Source organism: Streptomyces sp. NBC_01334, assembly GCF_035983595.1.
GTDB classification, from domain to species: Bacteria; Actinomycetota; Actinomycetes; order Streptomycetales; family Streptomycetaceae; genus Streptomyces; species Streptomyces coriariae.
In genome coordinates, this window is record NZ_CP130718.1 from 780,529 (window position 1) to 801,013 (window position 20,485).

General features: G+C 71.7%; 20 protein-coding genes and 1 pseudogene. 15 read left to right on the plus strand and 6 right to left on the minus strand.

Going from position 1 to position 20,485, the window contains the following annotated elements:
• Positions 1 to 38: 38 nt before the first annotated feature.
• From OG736_RS03525 to OG736_RS03535, 3 genes are read right to left on the minus strand one after another with little or no spacing between them, the layout of a single operon-like run.
• Positions 39 to 1,691, minus strand: a complete 1,653-nt coding sequence (locus OG736_RS03525) for an extracellular solute-binding protein (protein ID WP_327181094.1) — start codon at positions 1,689 to 1,691, stop codon at positions 39 to 41.
• Positions 1,692 to 1,745: 54 nt separating this feature from the next.
• Complete coding sequence (locus OG736_RS03530) at positions 1,746 to 2,633, minus strand: carbohydrate ABC transporter permease (RefSeq protein ID WP_327181095.1); 888 nt, start codon at positions 2,631 to 2,633, stop codon at positions 1,746 to 1,748.
• Positions 2,630 to 3,484, minus strand: a complete 855-nt coding sequence (locus tag OG736_RS03535) for an ABC transporter permease (protein WP_327181096.1) — start codon at positions 3,482 to 3,484, stop codon at positions 2,630 to 2,632. The genes OG736_RS03530 and OG736_RS03535 overlap by 4 nt, the downstream gene beginning before the upstream one ends.
• Positions 3,485 to 3,806: 322 nt before the next feature.
• On the opposite strand from OG736_RS03535, the gene OG736_RS03540 reads away from it, so the two are divergent.
• The 12 genes and pseudogenes from OG736_RS03540 to OG736_RS03595 all read left to right on the plus strand — a co-directional run bounded on the left by OG736_RS03540 (position 3,807) and on the right by OG736_RS03595 (position 14,084).
• Positions 3,807 to 4,394: a hypothetical protein gene (locus OG736_RS03540; RefSeq protein ID WP_327181097.1), complete on the plus strand. Its 588-nt coding sequence runs from the start codon at positions 3,807 to 3,809 to the stop codon at positions 4,392 to 4,394.
• Positions 4,395 to 4,696: 302 nt separating this feature from the next.
• On the plus strand, positions 4,697 to 5,071 hold the full coding sequence (locus tag OG736_RS03545) for a hypothetical protein (protein WP_189918668.1): 375 nt from the start codon (positions 4,697 to 4,699) through the stop codon (positions 5,069 to 5,071).
• 211 nt (positions 5,072 to 5,282) lie between these two features.
• The gene (locus tag OG736_RS03550) at positions 5,283 to 5,651 is read left to right on the plus strand and encodes an ArsR/SmtB family transcription factor (protein ID WP_020127091.1); all 369 of its coding nucleotides are present in this window, start codon (positions 5,283 to 5,285) and stop codon (positions 5,649 to 5,651) included.
• 213 nt (positions 5,652 to 5,864) lie between these two features.
• Entirely contained in the window at positions 5,865 to 7,124 is a 1,260-nt protein-coding gene (locus OG736_RS03555) for a DUF3500 domain-containing protein (RefSeq protein WP_327181098.1), read from the plus strand.
• Between the two features lie 159 nt (positions 7,125 to 7,283).
• Positions 7,284 to 7,751 (plus strand): hypothetical protein, encoded by a 468-nt coding sequence (locus OG736_RS03560; protein WP_327181099.1) that lies wholly within the window; start codon positions 7,284 to 7,286, stop codon positions 7,749 to 7,751.
• 147 nt (positions 7,752 to 7,898) lie between these two features.
• Positions 7,899 to 8,654: pseudogene (locus tag OG736_RS03565) on the plus strand (SDR family NAD(P)-dependent oxidoreductase).
• A gap of 156 nt (positions 8,655 to 8,810) precedes the next feature.
• Positions 8,811 to 10,247 (plus strand): ATP-binding protein, encoded by a 1,437-nt coding sequence (locus tag OG736_RS03570; protein ID WP_327181100.1) that lies wholly within the window; start codon positions 8,811 to 8,813, stop codon positions 10,245 to 10,247.
• Positions 10,244 to 10,666, plus strand: a complete 423-nt coding sequence (locus tag OG736_RS03575) for a roadblock/LC7 domain-containing protein (RefSeq protein ID WP_054245159.1) — start codon at positions 10,244 to 10,246, stop codon at positions 10,664 to 10,666. Before OG736_RS03570 ends, OG736_RS03575 begins: the two co-directional genes overlap by 4 nt.
• Positions 10,663 to 11,028: a DUF742 domain-containing protein gene (locus OG736_RS03580; protein ID WP_327181101.1), complete on the plus strand. Its 366-nt coding sequence runs from the start codon at positions 10,663 to 10,665 to the stop codon at positions 11,026 to 11,028. Before OG736_RS03575 ends, OG736_RS03580 begins: the two co-directional genes overlap by 4 nt.
• A complete protein-coding gene (locus OG736_RS03585) occupies positions 10,997 to 11,623 on the plus strand; it encodes a GTP-binding protein (protein ID WP_327181102.1) in 627 nt (208 codons plus the stop codon). Before OG736_RS03580 ends, OG736_RS03585 begins: the two co-directional genes overlap by 32 nt.
• Positions 11,620 to 12,864 carry a cytochrome P450 family protein gene (locus OG736_RS03590; RefSeq protein ID WP_327181103.1) on the plus strand — a complete coding sequence of 415 codons (1,245 nt, stop codon included), beginning with the start codon at positions 11,620 to 11,622 and terminating at the stop codon, positions 12,862 to 12,864. Before OG736_RS03585 ends, OG736_RS03590 begins: the two co-directional genes overlap by 4 nt.
• On the plus strand, positions 12,861 to 14,084 hold the full coding sequence (locus OG736_RS03595; protein ID WP_327181104.1) for a cytochrome P450 family protein: 1,224 nt from the start codon (positions 12,861 to 12,863) through the stop codon (positions 14,082 to 14,084). The genes OG736_RS03590 and OG736_RS03595 overlap by 4 nt, the downstream gene beginning before the upstream one ends.
• Positions 14,085 to 14,199: 115 nt before the next feature.
• Here OG736_RS03595 and OG736_RS03600 read toward each other — a convergent pair whose 3' ends face one another.
• From OG736_RS03600 to OG736_RS03610, 3 genes are all read right to left on the minus strand, one after another.
• Entirely contained in the window at positions 14,200 to 15,735 is a 1,536-nt protein-coding gene (locus OG736_RS03600) for a PucR family transcriptional regulator (RefSeq protein WP_327187504.1), read from the minus strand.
• 127 nt (positions 15,736 to 15,862) lie between these two features.
• Positions 15,863 to 17,443 (minus strand): MFS transporter, encoded by a 1,581-nt coding sequence (locus OG736_RS03605; RefSeq protein WP_327181105.1) that lies wholly within the window; start codon positions 17,441 to 17,443, stop codon positions 15,863 to 15,865.
• 148 nt (positions 17,444 to 17,591) lie between these two features.
• Positions 17,592 to 18,065 carry a MarR family winged helix-turn-helix transcriptional regulator gene (locus OG736_RS03610; protein WP_327181106.1) on the minus strand — a complete coding sequence of 158 codons (474 nt, stop codon included), beginning with the start codon at positions 18,063 to 18,065 and terminating at the stop codon, positions 17,592 to 17,594.
• 180 nt (positions 18,066 to 18,245) lie between these two features.
• Between OG736_RS03610 and OG736_RS03615 the strand changes: the two genes are divergently transcribed.
• The 3 genes from OG736_RS03615 (at position 18,246) to OG736_RS03625 (ending at position 20,416) form a co-directional block, all read left to right on the plus strand.
• Positions 18,246 to 18,896 carry a TetR/AcrR family transcriptional regulator gene (locus tag OG736_RS03615; protein ID WP_327181107.1) on the plus strand — a complete coding sequence of 217 codons (651 nt, stop codon included), beginning with the start codon at positions 18,246 to 18,248 and terminating at the stop codon, positions 18,894 to 18,896.
• A 9-nt stretch (positions 18,897 to 18,905) separates the two neighbouring features.
• Positions 18,906 to 19,526 (plus strand): L-threonylcarbamoyladenylate synthase, encoded by a 621-nt coding sequence (locus OG736_RS03620; RefSeq protein WP_057604422.1) that lies wholly within the window; start codon positions 18,906 to 18,908, stop codon positions 19,524 to 19,526.
• 134 nt (positions 19,527 to 19,660) lie between these two features.
• Positions 19,661 to 20,416: a dienelactone hydrolase family protein gene (locus tag OG736_RS03625; RefSeq protein ID WP_327181108.1), complete on the plus strand. Its 756-nt coding sequence runs from the start codon at positions 19,661 to 19,663 to the stop codon at positions 20,414 to 20,416.
• Positions 20,417 to 20,485: the final 69 nt, after the last annotated feature.

The following is a 20,485-nucleotide window of genomic DNA, read 5'->3' on the forward strand; positions in this document are numbered from 1 at the left end:
TTCCCCTCGCCCGTGTCCGTTGCGCCGCTGTCGCCGACTCAGGTGTTGGCGTCGTACTCCTCGGCGTACTCCGCGGCCATTCTGTCGCCGCCCCGGGAGCGCCATTTGCGCACCGCCTCGTCGTACTCCGACATCGGGGCACGGCCGGCGACGACGGCGGTGACCGTGTCGTCCATCAGGGCCTTGAGCGTGGCGCCCTGGGAGGTGTCGGTCGGGGACTTCAGGCCGAAGGAGGCGTTGCGGATCGCGACCGGCACGACCGTCCGCTGCCAGGTGTGCAGGGCGCGTACGGCGTCGGGCAGGCCCGGCAGGAACAGCACCTGAGGGCCCTCGGCCAGGTAGCGGAACGGCAGGTTGGAGACGTTCTCCACCTCGCCGAGCTTCGTCGCCCGCGGGGAGCCGTCCTTGCCCCGGGTGAAGTGGACGCCCTCCAGGCCGTAGTGGACGAGTTCCCATTCCTTCGTGCCGAACGGCGCGGCCAGGTGGTCGAGCAGGCGCAGCAGCATCCGGACGCGTTCCTTCCCGGCCTTCTTGAGGATCGTGTAGCCGAAGGAGCGGCGGGCGGCGACGATGCCGCCCGGGGTGCCGTCGACGCTGTACGGCAGGGCCGGCGCCGGGGTCAGCAGTCCCTGGGCGTCGGGGTAGCGGGTCTGGTAGGCGCCGAAGCCGTCCTGGAGGGCGGCGACGGTGCCGTTGAGGAAGAGGGTGCCGAGGTCCACCTGGGACATCGAGGTGGCGTCGGGGTGGTACGACCCGTTCTTGCGCAGCTGGGCCTGGAAGGCGACGGCGGCCTTGTGGCGGTCATCGCCGTAGTGGGGACGGAAGGTGCCGTTCTTGTCGACGGCCCAGCCGTTCGGGGCGTGGTGGGCGGCGGCGTGCACGGCGTTGCCGAAGAGGGAGCCCACGGAGGCGCCGAGCGCGTACTGCTTGCCGTGGGTGGCCCTGCGGGCGACGGCGGCGAAGTCCGTGGAGGCCCAGCCGCCTCTCATGCCGGCCTCGGTGAACAGGCCCTGATTGAGCCAGAGGGTCGAGCCGGGCAGCGGGCGTTCGAGGGGGATGCCGTAGAGCCGCCCGCCGATGCGGCCCATGTCGCGCCAGGCGTGGGTGGGGATGCCGGCCAGGTTGGGGTAGTCCCGGACCGCCGCGCCGGAGAGGTACGGCGTCAGGTCCTCGGCCCTGCGCTGTACGAACTGGGCCTCGCGCGGCAGGGTGACATTGGTGAAGACGTTGATGATGTCGGGCAGCGAGTCGGGGTCGCCGGCCATGACGGTGGCCATCTTCTTCTGGTAGTCGGCCTGCGGGACCACCGTGAACTCGATCTTGACGCCGAGGGCCTTCTCGACGGCCCGCCAGTACTGGTTCTGGTCCGCCGCCTTGGGCGGGGTGCCGAAGGTGACGGTCAGGACCTTCACGGTGGAGCCGTCGCCGGGGGTACGGGCGACCGAGGTGACGAGGGAGGAGGGGTAGGACGTGAAGCCCGCCTGGACGCCCGCCTCGGTGGGCGCGAGGTCGGGCCGGGGGCCGGCGGGAGCCGCGTAGGCGGGCCAGGGGGCGAGTTCCTTGCCCGCGTTGGAGACGCCCTTGTCGTCCGAACCCGTGGTGGAGCAGGCGGTGAGCAGACCGGGGACGGCGACGGCGGCGCCACCCGCGGCCACGGATCGCAGCAGCGTGCGTCGGGACATGCCGGACATGACGAATGACCTTTCTGCGTGGCGAGGTGCGGGGTCAGCTCTTGAAGTGGGGGGTCAGCTCTTGATGGCGCCGGTGAGCACGCCCTTGGTGAAGTACTTCTGGAGGAAGGGATAGACGAGCAGGATCGGCACGGTGGCGATCACCAGCACGGCCATCTGGATCGTCTGCGGCGCGTTGACCGTGGCCTCGCCGGTGGTGGTGTCGGTGAGGCCGGAGCCGGCCACGACATAGGTGCGCAGCACCTGCTGCACCGGCCAGTGGTCGCTCTCGAGGTAGAGCGAGGCGTAGAACCAGGAATTCCAGTACGCCACCGCGTAGAACAGTCCGACCACGGCGAGTGCCGCCTTCGACAGCGGCAGCACGATGGACCACAGGGCTCGCCAGTCCCCGGCGCCGTCGAGGCGGGCCGCCTCGTACAGCTCCTCGGGGATGCCCTGGAAGAAGCCGCGCAGCACGACCAGGTTGAAGACGTTGACCAGCACCGGGAGGACCAGGGAGCCGTAACTGCCCAGCAGGTCGAGCTCCTTGACGAGCAGGAAGCCCGGGATCATGCCCGGCGGGAAGAGGAAGGTGAAGAGGATCAGCAGCAGGACCGGGCGGCCGCCGAACACACCGGGGCGGGAGAGGGCGTAGGCGAGGGTAACCGTGCAGAGAAGGCTGAGGGCGGTGCCGACGAGCGTGACGCAGGCGCTGACGGCGAGGGCGTGGGTGACGATGCCGCCGTCGAGGATGTCCCGGTAGGCCTCCAGGGTGGGGTGCTCGGGCCACAGCACCCAGCCGCCGTTCGCCACGACCTCGCGAGGGGCGGCGAGCGAGGTCGACACGATGACGAGGAAGGGCACACAGACCAGGAGGACGACCGCGGCGAGGGCGACGGCCTTCGCGGCCTGGGTGACGGGCCGCGGCTTCTCCATCCAGCCGGGGCGGACGTGGGCGCTCACCGGTATACCCCCTGTTCGCCGAGACGGTGGGCGACCCGGTTGGCCGCGTACACGAGCAGGGCGCCGACCAGGCCCTTGAACAGGCCCGCGGCGGCGGCGAATCCGTAGTCGCCGCCGACGATGCCCCGGTAATAGACGAAGGTGTCGATGACCTCGGCCGTCTGCGGGCCGACGGCGTCGCGCTGGAGCAGCATCTGCTCGAAGCCGACGGAGAGGATGTCGCCCAGCCGCATGATGAGCAGCAGCACGATCACCGGCCGGATCGCCGGCAGCGTGATGTGCCAGAAGCGCCGCCAGGGCCCGGCGCCGTCGATCGCGGCGGCCTCGTAACTCTGCTCGTCGACCTGGGAGAGCGCGGCCAGGAAGATGATCGTGCCCCAGCCGGCGTCCTTCCAGATCACCTGCGCGACGACGAGCGGGCGGAAGGCGTCGGGATTTCCGACGATGTCGACGGTGTGCAGGCCCGCGTCGCCGAGATAGCCGTTCACCATGCCCGTGTCTCCCAGGACCTGCTGGAAGAGGGCGACGACGATCACCCATGAGACGAAGTGCGGCAGATAGGCCACGGACTGCACGAAGCGGCGGACCGTGCTCCAGGTGAGGGTGTGCAGGAGCAGCGCGAGGCCGAGCGGGACGGGGAAGTAGAAGACGAGTTGGAGGACCGCGATCCAGAGGGTGTTGAGGACCGCGTCCCAGAACTCGGCGTCCTCGAACATCCGCCGGAAGTTGCCGAGGCCGACCCACGGGCTGCCCCAGATCCCGTCGAACGGCACGTACTCCTTGAAGGCGATGACATTGCCGGCGAGCGCGCCGTAGTGGAACACGAGGAAGTAGGCGAGCCCCGGCAGCATGAGCAGGAACAGCGTCCGGCTGTGCGTTCTCTGAAAACGTTTCCGCTCTTTCCGGCGCCGAAACGGGCGACGGGACGCGCTGTTCTCTTCCGACTTACTGGGGTTCTCACGCAGCAACGTCGCCACGGAGTCTCCTCCCCTCACGGGTCGAGTGAGGTGAAGTTAAAACGTTTTCAGAACTCGGGTCAACACTTCTGACACAGGCCGGGCGCACCTCGGCGGGTGCGAACGTGCGGCATGGCACCCTGACATGACGGGTACTCAGGGACAGGAGTGCTCGGGGACATGACACGCACGGACATGACACGCAGGGGAGGGAACGGTGCTCACTCGGAGTTCGGTGATGGTGTGCGCGGCCGCGGCGCTGGCGCTGGCCGGCTGCTCGTCCGGGGACGACGGGAAGGCGGCGGAGCCGACGGACGAGACCGTCGTCACGGCGACCGTCTCCGACGCCCCACCGTCACCCGCCCCACCCTCCGCCTCGCCCCCCGTCTCCGCTTCCTCCGACGCCTCCGCCTCGCCCTCCGCGTCGGTTCCGGCGTCGGCGAGCCCGTCGCCGGTGCCCGTCACCGGCCCGGACCAGAAGCTGGTGACGATGACCGTCAGCGGCGGCTTCGCCGGGGTGAACCGGCAGGTGGTGCTCCGGGGCGACGGCACGGTCCGGACCACCGACAGTGGCGAGTCCGCGGTGCGCCGGACCACCGCGGCACAGTTCACGACACTGCGGACACTGCTCGGAGATCCGGCGCTCGACGATGTCCCCGCGTTCGCGATCGACATGGGGTCGGCGGACAAGTTCCAGTACACGCTTCAGTTCGACGGCCGTACGGTCATGACGGACCGCTCCACCGACGCACCCGCGCTGGACCGTCTCATCGGCGCCCTGGAGAAGTGGCTGCCCACGAACTGAGGACGCCTCCTGGTCAGACGTCGAACGCCGTGCACAGGGTGGCCGCCATCGGCGCGATGGCCTCCTTCCCGGCCGGCACCGGGCCGGTGTGGTCGGCGAGACGGGATCACGCGTTCCCGTGAGCGTCGCCGGTCCGCTCAACTCCCGTACACGCACGTTCAAAAGGGTGCAGGGATCTTGCCGATACGAAGTTCCTCGGGCCAATCCCGAAGCGCGTCACTCTGTCGGGGGACACGCTCCGTACGTTCGGGGAACCAGCGGGGCCGGAGGAGCCCGGGCCCGCGCGAGCGGCAGGAGAAGCCGTGGCGAATCTGGAGATCTCTATGAAGGAGACGATGACCGCGATCGAGGGGGCGGTGGGGGTCGCCGTCGTGGACTACACGAGCGGCATGGCACTCGGCACGCTCGGCGGAGGCAAGGACCTCGATCTGAACGTCGCCGCGGCCGGCAACACCGATGTGATCCGCGCCAAGGTCCGCACCATGGAACACCTGGGGCTGAAGGGCGAGATCGAGGACATCCTGATCACGCTCGCCAGCCAGTACCACCTCATCCGGCTGCTCAAGGGCCGCGGCGGGAGTGGGCTGTTCATCTATCTCGTCCTGGACCGCGGCCGGTCCAACCTGGCCATGGCGCGTCACCAGCTCAAGCGGATCGAGGCCGAGCTCGAGGTGTAGGCGACCGGACGGCCGCGGCTTCGCACACCCTCGAATTGAAGATTTCTTCATCTCGACACATCCAGATCAGCGCATCACACGGGTGTGCGGAGCCCGCAGCCACCAGGATCGTGACGCAGCACGTGGCGCGCGGCGGCGTACGGCCGGCCGGGCGGGCCGCCGCGCCATCGCGCACCACGCACCGTACGCGGCAGGGAGCGAGCGATCGATCATGCAGGTTCCCCTCTACCAGGCCAAGGCCGAGTTCTTCCGCATGCTCGGGCACCCGGTCCGCATCAGGGTTCTCGAACTGCTCCAGGGCGGCCCCGTCGCCGTACGGGACCTGCTCACCGAGATCGAGATCGAACCGTCCAGCCTGTCCCAGCAGTTGGCGGTGCTGCGCCGCGCGGGGATCGTGGTGTCGATCCGGGAGGGCTCGACGGTCAGCTACGCGCTCGCGGGCGGCGACGTGGCGGAGCTGCTGCGGGCCGCCCGCCGCATCCTCACCGAACTCCTCGCGGGGCAGAACGAGTTGCTGGCGGAGCTGCGCCAGGCCGATCTGCCGCTGCCGGTTCCGCAGGGCGGCACCGGACGGCCGTGACCTGGACCGGGCGGGGCGGAGACGAAGACGGGACCAACGGGGTCAGGAGAGAGACGGGCGGGGCCTACGCAGGGACGGGAACGGCGGGGCCGAGGCAGGGACGGGAACGGCGGGGACGGTTTCAGGTTTCCTTCAGGTACCTCCTGAAGTTTGGGGCCCATGCACGGACACCGACCACGTACCCCCGCATCCGAACGCAGCCGTCGCTGGTTCATGAACAAGGCGCTGCTCGCCGGCGGTGTCGCCGCGATGGCGACCATGACCGGCTGTTCCTCCGGCTCCTCCGACACCGCGAGCGCCGCCTCGTCCTACGGCGGCCCGGGCGGGATGCCCTCCGGGGGGCCCGGCGGCGGCGCCGGCGGAATGGGCCCCGGAGCGAGCGAGGTCAAGTACGCGGACTTCGTCGGTGTCACCGCCGACGGCAAGGTCGCGGACGACCTGTACTCGATCCACGCGACGGACGTCTCCACGGACAAGGTCGTCAAGGCCGCCCAGGCGTTCCTGGACGGGCTGACCACCAAGGAGCGCAAGGCCTCCGTCTTCGAGGTGGACGACGACGAGTGGCTGGCCTGGAGCAACGTCGACGGCTATCAGCGTGAGGGCGCCCGGATGGGCGACCTGACCGACAAGCAGCGCGACCTCGGTTACGCGCTGCTCGGGGTCGCCCTGTCCGCCGACGGGCTCACCCAGACCCGCAACATCATGAAGCTCAACGCGTTCCTGGGCGACTACAGCGGCGGCAACCGGGACACGCTCACCGAGGGCGCCTACTTCTTCACCTTCATGGGCACCCCGTCGACCACCGCACCGTGGGGCTTCCAGTACGAGGGCCACCACGTGGCCATCAACTACTTCGTGCTCGGCGACCAGGTCGTCATGACGCCCACCTTCATGGGCTCAGAGCCGACCTCGGCCACCTACGACGGCGAGAAGATCACCCTCTTCAGGAAGGAGACGACGGCCGGCCTCACCCTGCTGCGGTCGCTCACGGACGCCCAGCGCAAGAAGGTGATCTCCTCGGAGACCAAGGCCGGGGACAACCTGAAGGCCGGCGCCGGCCAGGACAACCTCGAGCTCGCCCACCAGGGCCTCGTGGCCTCCGGGTTCACCGCCGCCCAGAAGAGCGCTCTGCTGGATCTGGTGCGCGTCTACGTCGGCAACATGGACGACGGGCACGCAGAGGTCAAGATGAAGGAGGTGGAGGAGCACCTCGACGACACGTACTTCTACTGGATCGGCGAGACCAAGGACTCCTCGGCCTTCTACTACCGCGTGCACAGCCCCGTCGTCCTCATCGAGTACGACGCCCAGTCGCCGCTCGCCTACGGCAACAAGGACAGCAGCGGTGGCGGCGGCATGGGCGGACCGGGCGGAACCCCGACCCAGCAGCACATCCACACCATCATCCGCACTCCCAACGGCGGCGACTACGGCGTGGACCTGCTCAAGCTGCACCTGGAGAACGACCACTAGCGTCCGGCCGGGCGGCGCGGGCCCGAACAGCAGCTCGGGTCTCGAACGAAACACACCAAAACGCCACGGTTCGCCACCCCTTCCGCCACGTAGAAATATCTACCAGCATGCATATGCCCGCTCGGCATGCGGCCGGGGCGGATGTCACACGGAGCCGACATGAGCGATGCGATGTGGACGCGCGGCGTGGAATGGCTCGCCGCCGCCGCGACGGACCCGCGGCTGTGCAAGCGGGAATGGGACCAGGGCGACGGGATCGCCCTGCTGGAGGCGGGACGTTACTGGGACCTCCTCAGCGTGCCCGACCGGCTGGGCCTGCTCACCCTGGATCTGTTGTGGCAGGCGTCCCGCCCCGTCCCGGGACCCACACTCGTGGACACCGCGTCGCACCGGGTCGGGTTCTTCCTCCCGCCGGATCCCGGCACCCGGTGGATCGGCGCGGGGCTGAGACGCGCGGGCCGCGGCTCCTGGGTGGCGGTTCCCCCGCCCTACCGGGCCGCGCGGTTCCTGGAGTGGCTGGTCCCGCCGGACGGGACCGGCATGCTGCACGCGCCGGCCACGCTGGAACTGGCTCTGCGACAGGCCAACGGCACGCTGGCCGTGCTGACCCCGATGTGCGGCCGGTAGCGCGTCACGGGCGGAACGTGCCGTCCTCGTCGCGACGGAGTCGCCGGGCCGAGGACGAGGGCACCCACTGCATGTCCGAGCGGGTGGGCCCGGCCCGCCACTCGGCCCGCCACTCCGCGACGAGCCGGGCGTGGATCGGCACCCGGCATCGGGGCCGGTCCGCCCACAGAGCGGCGCCGAGGAGGCCGGACGGGCAGTCGACTCGGGGCGGTGCGGGCGGAGGTCGGTCCATGCCCGGGCAAACGGGGAGGCCGCCGCCGACCTCCGGTCGGAGGGGATCAAGGCGGCGGCCGTCGAACTCGACGTCACGCGGCCCGCGTCCGTCGATGCGGCCGTGCGGTTCGCCGTCGACACCTTCGGCGGCCTGGACCTGGCCGTGAACAACGCCGGGATCGGCGGCCCGAGCGCCCCGACCGGCGCGTACGACATCGACGCCTACGACCGGGTCGTGCGCACCGACCCGGACGGCGTCTTCCACTCCCTGCGGCACGAGCTCCCCGCCTTCGAGGCGGGCGGCAGGGGCGCCGCCGTCAACGTGGCGTCCATCCTCGGCTCGGTGGGCTTCGCCGGCTCGTCCGCGTACGTCGCCGGCAAGCACGGCGTGGTGGGTCTCACCAAGGCGGCCGCCGAGTACGCGGCGAAGAACGTCCGGATCAACGCGGTCGGCCCCGGCTTCATCGAGACACCGCTGCCGAAGGGCATGGACCGGGACTCCTACGACGGTCTCGTCGCCCCGCACCCGGCCGGCTCGGCGGACCCGCCGAGCCGGCCGAGCTGATCGTCTTCCTGCTGTCGGACCGGGCCTCGTTCGTGGTCGGCAGCCATCACCTGGTCGACGGCGGCTACACGGCCGTCCAACTCACGTGCCACGTAAGGCAATCCAGACAGTCGACGCAGAAGTGAACAGATACCGGGCACTTTGGGAGCCAAGTCTCGCTCAACCGTGCGGGATCGATCGATGACGGTGTGTACTGTGCTGCGAGTGCCCGGTCCGAGCCTCTCGGATCCGCCCCTGCCCTGAGCACCGAGACGACGCCCGACCTCCCTGGAACCGAATCGATGATGGAACTACCGGACCTGGTGGCCGGCGGTCTGGCCGCCGGCACACTGTCCGCACTCGCCCTCGGCGGCGGATTGCTGCGACTACGGCGGCAACAGACCCGGCAGCGAGCCGAGATCGCCGCACTGCGCACCCAACTGGACGGTTCTGCACGGGCGTTCACGGCGGAGGTGGAGCATCTGGCAGGCCGGCGGGTGCCCGCCGCCGCCCGCCAGGTGGCCCATCCGCACGTGTCCGAACCGGGCCCCCTCCAGCCACTGACCACCGGCACCCCGCTGGGCATCGCCCTGGAGAACGTGGTGTTGGCGCTCCAGTCCGAGGTGGCCGCCCAGCGCACCCGGGTCGACGCGGCCGCGCAGGCCGGGATGCGCGGCGCCACCCGGGAGATCCAGGCGGCCCTGTACCGGCTCCAGGACGCGCTGCGCGGACTCCAGCAGCGTTACGACGACCCGGAGTTGGCGCAGACCCTGTTCCGGCTGGACCACGAGAACGAGCAGTCGCTGCGCCGCGCGCAGGTCACCGCCGTGGTGTGCGGGGCGTGGGTCGGGCTGGCGCGCGAGGAGTCGCACCTGGTGGACGCGGTGACCGGCGGTCAGGCCCGGCTCGCGGGCTACCACCGGGTCCAGGTCCACAACCACCTCGAGCCCGGTACGGCCCTGGTCTCGCACGCCGTCGAACCGGTGGCCATCATCGTCGCCGAGCTGCTGGACAACGCGCTCAGGCACTCCGCCCCGGACACCGACGTCGTGGTGAGCCTGGAGCACGTCCACCACGGCGTGTGCGTCACCATCGACGACGCGGGTCTCGGCATGACGCGGGACGAACGCGACCGTGCCCAGCGGCTGGTGGCCGGCGACGACCTCATCCTGCTGACCGACCTGGGCGATCCGCCGCGCATGGGGCTGGCCGCCATCGGCCGTCTCACCCGGCAGTTCGACCTGGGCGTCGATGTCTCCTCGGCCTCCCCGTACGGCGGCGTGCGCGCGGTGCTGAGGGTCGACAGTCATCTCCTCAGCCGCCTCGACCCGGTCGACCGGCCGCCGGCCGCGAGCGCGCCGCGCACGACCCGGAAAGCCGCGGCCGACCGGCCCGCGCCCTCCCACGCCTACGGCACGGAGTCAGGCGCCCCCGAGGCAGCACCGGGGCATCACGAGCCCTCGGACACCGACGGCCTGCCGCAGCGCCGTCGCCGCGCCCGGGCCGCCGCACCCGAGGAGAGCCCGGCCCCACGACCCGCCGCGCACAGACCCGCGCGGAGACCGGAGGACGCCGCGGCCGCGCTCGGCGCGCTCCAGTCCGGCACCGCGGCGGCCCGCGCGGCCGCCGAGAACGCCGGACCCGACGGCCACGGGGACACCCCGGCCGACCGGACCGACGAGACCGACCACACGGACCACACCGACCACACCGACATCGAGGGGGAAGCGGCGAGATGACCAGCCGTAATACGGGCGACACGGCATGGGTGCTGGAACCGATCCTGCAGGTGCCGCACGTGCTGGCCGCCGTCATGCTGACCCGGGACGGACTGGTGACGGGCTACACCGACGCCCTGTCGCAACCCTCGGCCGAGCGGGTGGCCGCCATCACCAGCACCGTGCAAGGGGCCTGCCGGACGGCGGCGGCCGCGTTCGCCGACCGGGAGCGGGCCGAGGTACGCCAGATCGTCATCGAGTCCGACCACGGCTATGTGCTGATCGTGCCGACCGACCACGGCACCTGCGTGGCCGCGTACGGCGACGGCGAGATGCGGCTGGACCTGCTGGCGCACCGGGTCCACTCCCAGGTGGCGCGACTGGGCGAGAAGGCCATGGCGGCCGCGCCCCGAGGAGCCGACGACAACGCGCCGGCATGACCCGCCGCCCGGCCGGCCGTCCCCTCGTCCCCGCGTACCTGTCGACCGGCGGTGTGGCCCGGCCCAGCCGGCCCCACCTGGAGCGGCTGTCGGTGCTCGCCCGCAGCGAGGAGCCGCTGCCGGTCGGCCTGCCGGCCGCCGAACTTGCCCTGCTGGACACGCTGGCGGGCGGCTCGCTGGCGGTGGTCGAGGCGGCGGCGCTGCTCAGACTGCCGGTCTCCGCTGTACGGGTGCTGGCGGCCGACCTCGTCGACCGGGACCTCGTTCTCGCCCGCGCGCCGATCCCGCCCGCCGAACGGTTCGACCCCGACCTGCTGAAGAGAGTGGCCGATGGCCTCCGCGCCCTCAAACACCACACCTAGCGCCGGTGCGCCCGGCGCCGTCCACCGCCCCGACACCGCCCGCGACCTGGTGAAGATCCTGGTCGCGGGGCCGTTCGGGGTGGGCAAGACGACCCTGATCGACTCGGTGTCCGAGATCCGGCCGCTGCACACCGAGGAGCACCTCTCCGAGGCGTCCGCCGAGGTGGACGACCTGGCCGGGGTGCGGGAGAAGTCGACGACGACCGTCGCCATCGACTTCGGACGGATCAGCCTCCCCGGCGATGTCGTGCTGTACCTGTTCGGCACGCCCGGGCAGGAGCGCTTCCGCGCGCTGTGGGACGACATCGCCTACGGGGCACTGGGCGCGCTCGTCCTCGTCGACAGCCGCCGCCTCGACGCGTCCTTCGACGTGCTGGGCCTGGTGGAGGAGAGCGGGCTGCCGTACGCGGTGGCCTTCAACGACTTCCCCGACGCGCCCCGCCACTACGGAGCGGAGCGGCTGCGCCAGGCGCTCGACCTGGAGCCCGGGACACCGATGGTGACCTGCGACGCGCGGGACCGCGACTCCTCGATCGACGCGCTGATCGCGCTCGTCGACCATCTGATCGGACGTGACCCCGTGGAGGCCCGGTGACCATCCATCCCCCGGACCGGGGCGACTTCGCGCGTTCCGCGCCGGTGCGGCTGTGGGACGAGAGCTTCGCGGCCGACCCGCTCCGCCACTACCAGGCACTGCGCAATCAAGGGCCGGTCGGCTGGGGCGAGTTGGCGCCCGGAGTACCGGCGTACGTGGTCACCGACCGGCGCGCCGCGCTGGACGTGCTGCACGACGAGGAGACGTTCTCGCACGACCCGCGCGCGTGGGAGTCGACCGTCCCCGACGACTCGCCGGTGCTCGGCATGATGCGGTGGCGGCCCAACGCCCTGTTCGCCGACGGGGCCGCGCACGTCCGCTACCGCACCACCCTCATCGACGTCTTCGACCTGGTGGAACCGCACGACCTGCGGGGGCGGGTGCACCGGGCGGTGCGGCTGCTGGTGGGCCGGATCGGGCCGAGGGGTGAGGCCGACCTGGTCGGCGACTTCGCCGAGCCGCTGATGGCGCTGGTCTTCAACGACCTGTTCGGCCTGCCGGAGAGCCAGGGCGACCGGCTGCACTCGGGCGTGGGCAAGATGATGGAGGGCGGCGACCGGGCGACCGTGGGCGAGGCGGAGTACGCCCAGTACGTACTGGACCTCATCGCCGCCAAGACCGAACGACGCGGCGACGATCTGCCGAGCCGGCTGCTGGACCACCCGGCGGGGCTGACCCGGGAGGAGGTCACCTGGCAGGTGTTCCTGACGCTCGGCGCCGGATACGGGCCGACCGCCAACCTGCTGTCCAACACGCTGTCGAGGATCCTCGGCAACCCGCTCTACTACTCCACGCTCACCGACGGCGCCCGCCCCGTCATGGACGCGGTGGTCGAGGTGCTGCACCACGAGACGCCGCTCGCGAACTACGGCATCTACTACGTCCGCAGGCCCGTGGCCTTCCACGGGGTGTGGCTGCGCGAGGCGGTGCCGGTGGTGGTGTCGTACGGGGCACTCGGGATCCTCGCCGAGCGGGAGGTCACCGAGGGCCGGCATCCCAACGACGCCTCGCATCTGTCGTGGGGAGCGGGAGCGCATGCCTGTCCGGTGAAGCAGCACACGCTGCTGCTGGTCACCGAGGCGATCGAACGGCTCACCCAGTGGCTCCCCGACCTCGATCCCGTGGTGCCCCGCGATCGGCTGACCTGGCGGCCCGGCCCGTTCCACCGTTCGCTGACGGCGCTGCCCGTCCGCTTCAGCCCCCGCTCCCCCGCTTCCGAACCCTCAGGAGTCCGTTCGTGACCGTGACCGACCGCATCGTCCTCGACCCGTTCGGCACCGATGTGCACGCCGAGAGCGCCCGGCTGCGCGCCCTCGGCCCGATCGTGCCCGTGGAGCTGCCCGGTGGCATTCCGGCCTGGGCGCCCACCGGGTACGACACCCTCAAGGCCCTGATCCTGGACCCGCGGGTCAGCAAGGACCCTCGGCGGCACTGGCGGCAGTGGGCGGACCTCGGCGAGCACCCGTCCTGGGGCTGGATCCTGGGCTGGGTCGGTGTGATCAACATGCTCTCCACGTACGGCACCGACCACGCACGGCTGCGCAAACTGGTGGCGCCGAGCTTCACCCACCGGCGCACCGAGGCGCTGCGCACCCGGGTGGAGGCGATCACCACGGAGCTGCTGGACGCGCTGGACAAGGGCGACGACACCGTCGACCTCAAGGCCGGCTTCGCGCATCCGCTGCCGATGCAGATCGTCTGTGAACTGTTCGGGGTGCCGGACGATCTGCGGGAGGCCACCGTCCGGCTGGTCGCGGCCATCATGGACACCACCGATCCGACACCGGAGCACGCCGCGTACGTCCAGGAGCAGATCGGCACGGTGCTGGGCGGGCTGATCGCGTACAAGCGCGAGCACCCCGGCGACGACATGACGACCGAACTGATCCGCGTGCGCGACGAGGAGGGCGACCGGCTCGACGACGAGGAACTGCTCTACACGCTGCTGCTGGTCATCGGCGCCGGTTTCGAGACGACCGTGAACCTCATCGGGAACGCGGCGGTGGCGCTGCTGCGGCGACCCGAGCAGCTGGCGGCCGTCCGCGCGGGTGAGATCGGCTGGGACGCGGTCGTGGACGAGACGCTGCGGCTGCACCCGCCGATCGCCACACTGCCGCTGCGGTTCGCCGTCGACGACATCACGGTGGGCGTCGTGACGATCCCGGCCGGGGACGCGATCATCACGACGTACGCGGCGGCGAACGTGGATCCGGCGCACTTCGGGGCGGACGCGGATGTGTTCGACGCGGCACGCGCGGCGGACGACCATCTCGCCTTCGGGATCGGTGTGCACCGGTGCATCGGGGCTCCGCTGGCCCGGATGGAGGCGCTGACGGCGCTGCCCGCGCTGTTCGACCGGTTCCCCGGGCTGCGCCTGGACACCGGGACCGCCGAGCTGCGGCAGGTGCCCTCGTTCATCGCGAGCGGCTGGCAGGAGATCCCGGTCCGCCTGCGGAGCTGAGGCACGGGGGTGCGACCGGTCCCCCGTTCCGGTCGTACCCCCGCCGCTCCTCGAAACTACGGGCCCGGCGAGCGGCTGGGAATCGTGTCGATGCCCGCTCCGGCCGCCGCAGGACTCACCTGTGCACAGGTGAGTCCGGATGGCCCGATTCCGTCCATGGGGCGGATTCGTGCAGGTCGGGCTGGTCCAGGTCGCCTGCCGCCACATGGGCCAGGACGACCTCGTACAGGTCGCTGCCGGCCGCGAGGAGCTGACGTTCGAGGACGGGTTCCGCGCTGCGGACGTGTTCGCGGACGGTCTGCGCGTGCACGCCGAGCAGCTGGGCGGCGCGTTCGGCGTTGCCGCCGGCGGCGATCCAGGCGCGCAGCGTGCCGCGCAGGTCCCGGCCGTCGGAGTCGAGGCGCGCCAGCAGGTCCTGCGCCCAGACGCGCAGGGCGGGGCCGCCGAGCAGCTCGCCGAGCCTGGCGGGCGCCGCCGGGGTACCCGTCAGGTGCCCGGCGATGGCGACCTGGGTGTGCAGCGCGAGGTGGACGGCGGCGCGGACGGTGAGGTCGGAGAAGTCGGCCCGCAGCAGGTTCTCGACGCGTTCCATGCGGGCGCGGACGGTGTTGCGGCTGACGCCGAGCACCTTCGCGGCGTTGACGGCGGTGAACTCCAGGCCGAGGCGGGTGGTGGCGAGGAGTTCGGCGCGGGTGTGGTGCGGGAGGGTGTCGAGGGGACGCAGCAGCCGGGTCGTCCAGGTGCGCAGGACCTCGGGGTCCATCAGGCGTTCGGGGTGGGTCCGTTCGGCGTAGACGGCCGTCTTGTCGGGGCGGAAGCGGGCCACGGCGAGGGCGCTGACGGCCTGTCCGTAGGCGGTGGCGGTGCGGGCGAGGCTCTGGAGGGCGCTGCCGCCGAGGAACGCGCCGGCGTGCCGGTCGCACAGGGCGCGCAGTGCACGGCCCGCGGTGTCGTCCGGGACTACGACGATGACGTGGCCGTCCATGGCGGGACAGCGCACCACGAGGGCCTCGTCGTGGGTCGCCGCCACGCAGGCCGCCGCGAGACGGTCGCGTTCCTCGGGGCTGGTCTCGACCACGTAGACGCAGGCTGTGTCGGTGTCGAGCAGGCCGGGCCACAGGCCGGCGGCGACGCGGCGGGCGGCGACGGTGTCCTCGACCATGAGCAGCTGGAGGATGGCGAGGCGCAGGTCGGCGGTGGCACGGGCCAGCCGGTGTCCGGTCGCGGCGGTCTCCTGTGCGCGCAACAGGAGTTCGAGGACGCCCACGGTGTGCGTGACGATGGCGGAGGCGCGCCGGTCGAAGGGGCTCGTCCGGGTCACGGCGAGCACGCCCGACGAGGCGGGGCGCGGGAGTTCGACCCTGATCAGGCGCACGGACCTGCCCTCGCCCTCCCAGGCGGCGGAGGCGAGCCGGCCTCCGGTGACGGCGGCGACCAGGCTCTCGTCCAGCGGGGTGAGCGGTCCGGCGAGCGCGGCGCCCGTGTCGTCGCGCAGGGAGACGGTCGCGTCGAGCGTGTCCGCCAGCCAGTCGAGGACTCTGCGGAGGTCGCCGCCGGTGGGACGCAGATGTCCGAGGAGTTCCTGCGCCCATGCCGAGCCGGCGTCGTCCGCCGCGTCGGTGTGGGGGTTCCCGTCGTCCCGGCCGGCCATCTCGGCGTTCTCCTCGTCCCTCACGGCCCGTAGGGGCCGAACCAGTCATATCGGTCGGGGACGTTACCTCACGTGGGGCGGAACGTCCGCCCGCGGGACCGGGGTACCGCGGGCGGAGCCGTGGCGGTCAGCCGGCGGCGGCGGACTTCCTGATGCCGACGGCGGCCAGGACGGCGCCCGCGACACACAGCAGGCCGGTGACCACGGAGGCGGCGTGCAGGCCGTTCATGAAGGCCTGGCCGCTGCCCTCGACGACGGCCGCCCGCAACTGCGCGGGCATGGCGTCCGAGACGGGCGCCACGCCCATCGCGACGGCGTCCGTGGCCTCCTTCAGGCTGTCGGCCGCGGCGGCGGGGACACCGGCGTCGGTGAGTTCTCCGCCGAGGGTGGAGCCGACCCTGGCGCTGATCACGGAGACCAGGACGGAGGTGCCGAGGGCGCCGCCGATCTGGAGGGTGGTGGCCTGGAGTCCGCCGGCCACACCGCCGTCCTGCACGGGGGCGTTGCCGACGATGGCGTCGGAGGAGGCCGCCATCACCATGCCGACTCCGAGGCCGAGCGCGACGAACGGCGGCCACATCGTGGCGTAGGAGGAGTCCGTGGACCAGGTGAGCAGGCCGAAGCAGGCGGCGGCCTGGAGGGCCATGCCGAGCGGCATGCAGAAGCGGGCGCCGAACCGGCCGGTGAGCGCGGCGCCGAGCGGGGAGGCGACCAGCGAGGCGAGGCTCAGCGGGAGGGTGCGGACACCCGCCTCGACGGGTGTGCAGCCGCGGACGTTCTGGAGGTACAGCATGACGAAGAAGACCGCGCCGAGCAGCACGAAGAAGTTGAGCGCGGTGATGATCGTGCCGACCGTGAGCGCGGAGCTGCGGAAGAGACGCATCGGCAGCAGCGGGTGCGCGATCCGCGTCTCGTACCAGCCGAAGAGGACGAGCAGGACGACGCCGGCCAGGATCGCGCCCCAGGTTCCGACGGAGGTCCAGCCCCAGGTCTCGCCCTTGACGACACCGAAGACGACGCTGAGCAGACCGAGGGCGAGCAGGAGCACGCCGGGGACGTCGAAACGCTGGTGGCCGGCGGGGTTCCTGGACTGCGGGAGGACGACGGCGCTGAACACGAACGCGACGACGCCGATGGGCAGGTTGATGTAGAACACCGACTCCCAGCTGACGTTCTCCACCAGCAGGCCGCCGACGATCGGCCCGAGGGCCGTGGACACGGCGGACACCATGGCCCAGATGCCGACGGCCATGCCGAACTTCTTCGGCGGGAACACCGCGCGCAGCAGGCCCAGGGTGTTCGGCATCAGCAGGCCGCCGAAGACTCCCTGGACGGCGCGGAACAGGATGACACCGCCGATGGAGCCGGACAGGCCGATGGCGACCGAGGAGAGCGCGAAGCCGGCGACGCCGACCACGTAGAAGGTGCGGCGGCCGAAGCGGTCGCCGAGCTTGCCGCCGAGGATGAGGCTGGCGGCGAGAGCGAGCAGGTAGGAGTTGGTCACCCACTGGAGCTGGGCGGTGGAGGCGTTCAGATCGCGGCCGATCGCGGGGTTGGCGATGGCGACGACGGACCCGTCGAGCTGCACCATGAACAGCCCGAAGGCGACCGCGCAGAGCGTGAGCCAGGGGTTGGAGCGCAGGTGGCCGGGGGCCGGGGCGGCGGTGCGCGCGGGCACGCCGGAGTGATCCACGGAGGTGGACGGCATGGAGGAGCCTTGTCTGTGTACGGGGTTCTGTGACGGAGGAGACGGAGGAGACAGCGGCGCCCCGGGCGCACACGAAGCTCCCCGGGCGGAGAACCGACGGGGAGTGCGGAGCCCGTGGGCGACGGGCCGGGGAGGGAACCGGGGTCGGTCAGTGGGCCGCGGTGTGCAGGTGGCGCGTCAGTGAGCCGAGCGCGTCCAGCGCCGCGCCGAGCGCGCCCATCTCACCCTCGGTGAGGGACCGCAGCGCCTCGGCGAGGAAGGCCGTCTCCAGGTCGCCGACCTCGGCGAGGCGGCGGCGTGACGTCGCCGTCAGGTGCAGGTGGGCGACGCGTTTGTCGGCGCTGTCCCGCCGGCGCTCCAGCAGGCCGAGCTCGGTGAGCTGGGAGACCAGGGCGCTGACGTTGTTGGGCTTCATCAGCAGGGCCTCGGCGGCCTCGCGCACGGTGGCGCCCTCCTGCTGCGCGACGAACTTCAGCAGCAGGAGTTGCCCCTCGGGGGGCTTGGGGTGCGGGTAGGTGGAAGCGACCCGGCGGTCCAGGGCCCGGTGCAGCGCGGGGAGGCGGGCCGCGAGCTCGGAGGCCACGCGGTCGATGCCCCCGGAGGGCGCGCTGGTGTCGGACATGACAGGGAGAATAGGTATCCACTCATACCTAAGTCAAACGAGGTGTCCGACTGCCGCCGCGTGCCGCCACCTTCCACCCCTGGCCGAAAAGGCCCGGTGCCGTACCATGTGAGCGTCCGCCGGAGGGCACGACCTCGCAGGTCGGCGGCCCCTTCGCAGTCGACCGGGAGGCAGTCTGACGTGGCCGGTCTGCGCGCCGCCCAGAAGGAGATGACCCGTCGGCTGCTGCTGTCGACGGCGTTGGAGCTGTTCGAGGCGCGGGGCTACCCCGGCACGACGGTGGACGACATCGCGAAGGCCGCGGGCACCACCCGGGTGACGTTCTACGCCTATTTCCCCTCGCGGGTGGCGCTGATGAAAGCCCTCGTCGCGGAGCTCGACGAACTGCTGGAGCGCGGGAGTCCGGCGGAGCCGGGTCCGGCCGCACCGGCCCTCGCCGCCGTCGTACGGGCAGGCGAGCGGGCGGGATTCGAGGCGTGGCTGCGCGAGAACTCCCGCCGGTGGCCGCGGATCCGTCCCTACGTGCTGGCCGCCCACGAGGCCGCGGCGGTCGAGCCGGAGCTGCGCGAGCTGGTCGACCAGTGGTTCGACGAGGTCGTCTCCGCCGTCGAGGCGGGGCTCGAGCAGGCGGGTCGGTTCGACCCGGGCTCCCGGCGGCTGCGTGGTTTCCTGGCGCTGACCCAGCTCGACCAGCTCGCCCGGCGCTGGATGCGCCACGGCTGGGAGACCGACCCCGCCACGGCACTCGGGCTGCTCGCCGACAGCTGGCAGTTCCTCCTGGGCGAGCCGCACGGCGGTCCTGCGGGGCCACCGCCCCGTGGCACGGCATAAGCTCGGCCAATGGCGAAGTACTACGACGTGCACCCCGACAACCCTCAGCCCCGCACCATCACCCAGGTCGCGGCCGCCATCCGGGCGGACGCACTAATCGCGTACCCGACGGATTCCTGCTACGCGCTGGGCTGCCGGCTGGGCAGCAAGAACGGCATCGACCGGATCCGGGCCATCCGCGACCTGGACGACCGGCACCACTTCACCCTCGTGTGCCAGGACTTCGCGCAACTCGGCCAGTTCGTCCGAGTGGACAAGGACGTGTTCCGCGCGATCAAGGCGTCGACGCCGGGCAGCTACACCTTCATCCTCCCGGCGACCAAGGAGGTGCCGCGCATGCTCCAGCACCCGAAGAAGAAGACGGTGGGCGTGCGCATCCCGGACCATGTGGTCACCCAGGCCCTGCTCGCCGAACTCGGTGAACCGCTGCTGTCCAGCACCCTGTTGCTGCCCGGCGAGGACGAGCCGATGACCCAGGGCTGGGAGATCAAGGACCAGCTCGACCACGTGGTGGACGCCGTGCTGGACTCTGGGGACTGCGGCACCGAGCCGACCACGGTCATCGACTTCTCCGAGGGCGAGGCGGAGATCGTGCGGCACGGGGCGGGTGACACCTCGCGGTTCGAATAGGGCTCTCCGCATCCCGGCACCCCGGACCGGGGGTCCCGGAGGGCAGGTGGATGGTGCATGCAACGATGGTCGCTGCCCGGCCCCACCGGGCCGGTCGATCGCTCGCCGCAGTGCACGCGCAGAGAGGCACCCCCATGACCTCCGTACAGGGAACAGCCGTGGACATCCGCACCGAGGACGGCGTCGCCGACGCCTATCTCGCGCATCCCGGTGACGGGGCGCCCCGGCCCGGCGTGCTGCTCTACCAGGACGCCTTCGGTCTGCGTCCGCACCTGCGGGCGATGGCCGACCGGCTCGCCGAGGCCGGCTACACGGTGCTGGTCCCGAACGTGTTCTACCGGCACGGGCGCGCACCCGTCGTGGAACTGCCCGAGTTCATCGACCCGGGCGCGCGTCCGGAGATCTTCGCGGCCCTGGGCCCGCTCATCCAGTCCCTCACGGCCGAGACCGCCGTGCGGGACGCCGGCGCCTATCTGCGGTGGCTGGAGGAGAGCCCGCTCGTCGCGGACGGCCCGGTGGCGCTGACCGGGTACTGCATGGGCGCCCGGCTCGCCCTGTGGACGGCCGGCGGCCATCCGGACCGGGTCGCGGCGGCGGCCGGTTTCCACGGCGGGCGGCTCGCGACCGACGCGCCGGACAGCCCCCACCTGGCGGCCGAGCACATCAAGGCCGAGTTGTACTTCGGCCACGCCGACAACGACCACTCCCTGCCGCCCGAGCAGATCGAGCGCTTCGAGGAGGCCCTCACGGCGGCGGGCGTCCGTCACACGTGCGAGGTCTACGCCGGCGCCGAGCACGGCTACACGCAGGCCGACACCGCCGCGTACGACGAGAAGGGCGCCGAGCGGCACTGGGCCGCGCTGCTGGACCTGCTGAAGCGGACCTTCTGACCCTCGCGACCGGGCAACGGGACCCAGCACCGGGACGCCCCTGGCATGAGCCGTGCCGAGGGCGTCCTT

What these genes read in the sequence shown, in the direction of transcription:
- OG736_RS03575 (WP_054245159.1), top strand. Translation starts at nt 10,244, where the DNA reads ATGACCAGCCGTAATACGGGCGACACGGCATGGGTGCTGGAACCGATC.
- OG736_RS03625 (WP_327181108.1), top strand. Translation starts at nt 19,661, where the DNA reads ATGACCTCCGTACAGGGAACAGCCGTGGACATCCGCACCGAGGACGGC.
- OG736_RS03560 (WP_327181099.1), top strand. Translation starts at nt 7,284, where the DNA reads ATGAGCGATGCGATGTGGACGCGCGGCGTGGAATGGCTCGCCGCCGCC.
- OG736_RS03600 (WP_327187504.1), bottom strand. Translation starts at nt 15,735, where the DNA reads ATGGCCGGCCGGGACGACGGGAACCCCCACACCGACGCGGCGGACGAC.
- OG736_RS03525 (WP_327181094.1), bottom strand. Translation starts at nt 1,691, where the DNA reads ATGTCCGGCATGTCCCGACGCACGCTGCTGCGATCCGTGGCCGCGGGT.
- OG736_RS03585 (WP_327181102.1), top strand. Translation starts at nt 10,997, where the DNA reads ATGGCCTCCGCGCCCTCAAACACCACACCTAGCGCCGGTGCGCCCGGC.
- OG736_RS03535 (WP_327181096.1), bottom strand. Translation starts at nt 3,484, where the DNA reads ATGCTGCCGGGGCTCGCCTACTTCCTCGTGTTCCACTACGGCGCGCTC.
- OG736_RS03570 (WP_327181100.1), top strand. Translation starts at nt 8,811, where the DNA reads ATGATGGAACTACCGGACCTGGTGGCCGGCGGTCTGGCCGCCGGCACA.
- OG736_RS03620 (WP_057604422.1), top strand. Translation starts at nt 18,906, where the DNA reads ATGGCGAAGTACTACGACGTGCACCCCGACAACCCTCAGCCCCGCACC.
- OG736_RS03555 (WP_327181098.1), top strand. Translation starts at nt 5,865, where the DNA reads ATGAACAAGGCGCTGCTCGCCGGCGGTGTCGCCGCGATGGCGACCATG.
- OG736_RS03550 (WP_020127091.1), top strand. Translation starts at nt 5,283, where the DNA reads ATGCAGGTTCCCCTCTACCAGGCCAAGGCCGAGTTCTTCCGCATGCTC.
- OG736_RS03610 (WP_327181106.1), bottom strand. Translation starts at nt 18,065, where the DNA reads ATGTCCGACACCAGCGCGCCCTCCGGGGGCATCGACCGCGTGGCCTCC.
- OG736_RS03605 (WP_327181105.1), bottom strand. Translation starts at nt 17,443, where the DNA reads ATGCCGTCCACCTCCGTGGATCACTCCGGCGTGCCCGCGCGCACCGCC.
- OG736_RS03580 (WP_327181101.1), top strand. Translation starts at nt 10,663, where the DNA reads ATGACCCGCCGCCCGGCCGGCCGTCCCCTCGTCCCCGCGTACCTGTCG.